We start from the raw sequence: 4,675 nt of genomic DNA on the forward strand, positions 1-4,675 counted from the left end.
CCACCAATGTTTATCAGAAATTTGATGGTGGATGGTTGATCGTCGAGCACCATGGGTCATTAGTGCAGTCGCGTCCTCAAAAACAAACACTACAATAGTTGTATAAATTCTCGATCAATATTCTATTTTAAAGACAGGTATTTTTTCCAGCTCCCCAGGTGGGAAATTTCTTCTGCGCCGTCTATCGCGTATGCCTCGCAAATAAATCCTGGCATCCATCGGCCGTCTTGAATTTCCACTTTACCGATACCCAATGGTGCGGGAATGTTGGCAACGAAACTGCCGAATTGTTCTTTAGGTATGGCCCAAATTTCTGCTTCTATAGTCTCGCCGGCTTGTTCGTCGCGAATTAAACCAGGGCGATAGGGTGGACCGCCGGGCAAAGCATACATGCGATACTTTGCTGCAGTTTCTGTTTTTTGCAACAATGTTGCACCACGTTCGGTGAGTTGCCAGTTTAGTGGTAAACCTTCAAGGTGTGCGCCGCAAACGACAACAGGAATTGTATCTATATAAGTTGTTTGAATCGATTCGTTGACAGGAAGCTCTTGATCCAGTGCGCCTAACTTTAACCCAAGATGTTGTTGCCAAAAATTGGCTATAGACAGTAGCTTGCGATCGGTCATTGCCGGTCCAACAAATGTAACACCAAAGGGACAACCGTTATCCAGAAATCCGGCTGGTACCGCAACCGATGCACAGTCAAGAAGATTCATGAAGTTGGTGTAGTATCCAAGGTTGCTGTTTAATTTGATAGGATCGGATTGCACTTGTTCGATGGTGTAAATAGTACCGGCGGTAGGTGTGACGATACAATCAATATCGGTAAGTATATCGTGCACAAGTTTATGGTAGTGCTTAAGTTGGTATTCAGCTTTAAAATAATCTATAGCGGATTTGTCTTCGCCTCCACCTATAATGGTTTCTATTTCTGGTAATAATTCGTCGGGGTGGGCGCTAATCAGTTTTTCAATGGCAACGTAGCGTTCTGCCACCCAGGGTCCTTCGTATAATAGTCGTGCCGCTTCCAGAAAGGGGGTAAAGTCGATTTCGATAACGGTGGCCCCGGTTTCCTTTAGTTTGTTGATGCTATCGAAGAATAATTGCTGGGCTGATGCATTGCCAAAAAAGTTTAGTTGGTCAGGACCTGGTACGCCAACAGTGAAGGGTGTGGTATGGATTCCATAGTGGCGATGGTTATTGTCAAACGGATTAGTGCGCGCATAATCATCTTCATGATCGTAGCTGGCTGCAACATTCAATACTGCGTTGGCGTCATCAGTGGTTAATGCAAAGATACTCACGCAATCGAGGCTTCGGCACGCCGGCACAACACCGGTGTTGCTCAATAAACCACGCGTTGGTTTAACACCAACGATATTGTTAAACGCTGCTGGTACGCGACCGGAGCCGGCGGTATCAGTACCTAGTGAAAAAGAAACCAGTCCAAGTGCTACGGACACAGCGGAACCGGAACTGGAGCCGCCTGAAACATAATCCTTGTTAAAGGCGTTTTTACAGGGACCCCAGGGCTCAGGTGAGCGGGTGCCAACCAGGCCTGTAGCAAACTGGTCCATGTTGGTTTTACCTAAGGGAATCGCTCCGGCGTTTATTAGTTGTTGTACGACATATGCTGATTGTTTTGCCGTGTAGCTAAACGCCGGGCAGGCGGCAGTCGTGGCAATGTTATCCAGGTCAATATTGTCTTTTAAGGCAAAAGGAATTCCATATAACGGTAGCGAGTCAGGTGACTGGGTTTTCAGCCTGTCGAGATAAGGTTGAACTTGCTCCCGGGACAAACGATTTATCCAGATATTATACTCCCTGGTTTCATCGCAGCGCTTTACCAGGTAATCGATAACCTGATCAGGTGTTGTCTGGTTTTGTTGGTAGGCCTTTAGCAAACCATGGATAGTGATATCCATTACATATCATCCTTCTACATCTATTTAACAGTAATTACTCTTGTAATATCAACAGTGCCTGACCTGCATTGACCTGTTGTCCTTCGTTTCGAGTGATTGCATACACAGAACCGCTATGGGGTGCGGTGATTTCTATTTCCATTTTCATGGATTCCAGTATGGCAAGCGTTTGTCCTTCTTGAATGTCGTCACCTTCTTTGACTAAAAGCTGCCAGACACTGCCTGCAACCGGGCTGTCAATGGCAACACAATTGCTTGGGAGCGCTTCTTCTTCGCCAGATTCGCTGGTGAGGTGTTGTTCTGATTCAAAATTGATTTGACCCGACTCAATCCAGCGTTGCAGTTCCTCATCGAATGCCTGTTGTCGTTGCTCGGTAAAAGAATCAATGCTTTCCTCGTTATTGGAAATGAATTCATGGTAGTCATGCAAGCTAAATGTTGTTTCTTCAATCTTGATGGAATAGCGGCCCTTTGGAAAATTATCGCGAGCTTCCAGCAATTCCTCCGCACTGACTTCGTAAAAGCGAAGCTGGTCAAAGAAGCGTAGCAACCACGGTTTAGTGAATGCTTTAGTCTGGTGATAGCGGTTCCACATTTGTATGGTGCGACCAACAAATTGATAACCTCCGGGCCCCTCCATGCCGTAGACACACAAGTAGGAGCCGCCAATACCAACAGAGTTTTCGGCCGTCCAGGTACGTGCCGGATTGTATTTGGTGGTTACCAGGCGATGGCGTGGATCAATGGGTGTTGCTACGGGTGCGCCGAGATATACGTCTCCCAAACCCATCACCAGGTAGCTGGCATTGAACACAATGTCTTTTACCTGCTCAATATTGTCAAGGCCATTAATGCGGCGAATGAACTCAATGTTGCTGGGGCACCAGGGTGCATCTTTACGTACCGATTGCATATATTTCTGAATCGCCATCTGACAGGCCTTGTCATCCCAGCTTAAAGGCAGGTGTACAATGCGGGCGGGGACTTCGAGGTTTTCAATGTGCTGTAAGGCCTGCTCGGCTTCACTTAATACAGATAGCAGTTGATCCAGCGAAAGGGTCTGGCTGTCATAGTGAATCTGCAATGAGCGAATGCCTGGTGTCAGTTCCAGCATTCCCTCGGGGCCATTATCCTGCAACCATAACATTAACGCGTGCACGCGAAAGCGTAATTCAATATCCAGCACCAGCGGACCGTATTCAACCAGCAGATACTTATCACCCGAAGGGCGATAAACCACTTGCATGCCATTGTCAGATTCAGTAACTGTTCTAAGAATCGGCGTTTCAGGCAATGAAGTCGTAAATGTATGCTTAACTGGTTCCAGCTTCTGGATAGATGCCAGTTGCGCGCGTTCCAGGTTAACGGCATCGCTAATGCTAATGGGAATAAACCGAACTTTATCACCTGCTTTGAGTTGGCCGAGTTTCCATAAGTCGGCACTGATTACCGTTGCGGGACATACGAAGCCGCCTAGCGATGGGCCATCGGGACCCAGTATCACCGGCATGTCGCCGGTAAAGTCAACAGTGCCAATAGCATAAGCATTGTCATGAATATTGGACGGATGCATGCCGGCTTCACCGCCATCGCTGCGCGCCCATTGGGGTTTGGGGCCTACCAGGCGGATGCCGGTACGGCTGGAGTTGTAATGTATCTCCCAATCCGTATTAAAAAAGGTATTGATGTCTTTGTCGGTAAAAAAGTCTGGCGCACCGTGGGGGCCATAAATTACATGCAGGTCCCATTGATGTTTAATAGCTGGTAATAAAGCATCAGGCATCTGTTTCGGGGCATTGGGTTTATCGCCGGGACTAATGCGCAGTACATCACCGACCCGTAATGTGCGACCGACATGCCCGCCAAACTGGCCCAGGGTAAAGGTTGACTTTGAACCAAGATAGTCCGGGCATTGAATGCCATCTTTAATTAATAAATAAGCACGAGCGCCAGCATCACTGACTTTGCCAATTTTCAATACCTGTCCGGCGTTAACATTAATAATTTGCCAAAAGGCGACGGACTCATCATCCAGTGTGGCATGCATTTCCGCACCAGCTAGCACAATTTGTGTTGGACAATTGAACTTGAGCGTAGGGCCGTTTAATGTAACTTCGATACCCGCGGCGCGTTCATCATTGCCCAGTAATCGATTGCCGAGACGAAATGAATAGTTGTCAAAAGGTCCGGACGGCGGTACACCCACATCCCAATAGCCGATACGGCCAGGATAATCCTGGATCGTCGTCATGGTGCCGCTGCTGATGACATCGATACTGTGTGGGGTAAAGGTAAATTCGTTAAGGTAGCGTGTGTAGATTTGCCCCTGTCTAAATATATCCGTTTTTAAAATATCGCGCGCATAGTCAATATTTGTCTCAACACCATAAATGCTAATTTCAGCCAGGGTATCGTCAAGCAGGCTTAATGCAGACTCCCGGTCGTTTGCAGTAGCAATGACCTTGGCTAACATGGGGTCGAAATAGGGGGAAACTTCGATGCCGGTAGTAATCCAGTGATCAATGCGTACCTCGGATTTGTCAGGCATACTCACTTCGCTTAATAATCCCGCAGAAGGTTGAAAGTCTTTATTGGGATCTTCAGCATAAACGCGGACCTGAATTGCATGGCCTTGAAATGTTAGTTTTGCGGCCAGAGTATTAATGTCACCCAGTTCATCAGCCGCTAACTTGACCATCCATTCAACAAGATCGACACCACAGACCTGTTCAGTCACGCCGTGTTCGACC

Annotated in this window: 2 protein-coding genes; both read right to left on the reverse strand. The window is 47.3% G+C overall.

Features of this window, described 5'->3' with window-relative positions; translation table 11 throughout:
* Nucleotides 1-122 precede the first annotated feature (122 nt).
* Nucleotides 123-1,925 carry an allophanate hydrolase gene (gene atzF, locus ACWVCM_RS13715; RefSeq protein ID WP_455202327.1) on the reverse strand — a complete coding sequence of 601 codons (1,803 nt, stop codon included), beginning with the start codon at nt 1,923-1,925 and terminating at the stop codon, nt 123-125.
* Between the two features lie 34 nt (nt 1,926-1,959).
* Nucleotides 1,960-4,675, reverse strand: a 2,716-nt coding sequence (gene uca / locus ACWVCM_RS13720; protein ID WP_455202328.1) for an urea carboxylase, incomplete at its 5' end; no start/stop codon positions are given.

This window comes from Kaarinaea lacus (assembly GCF_975902315.1).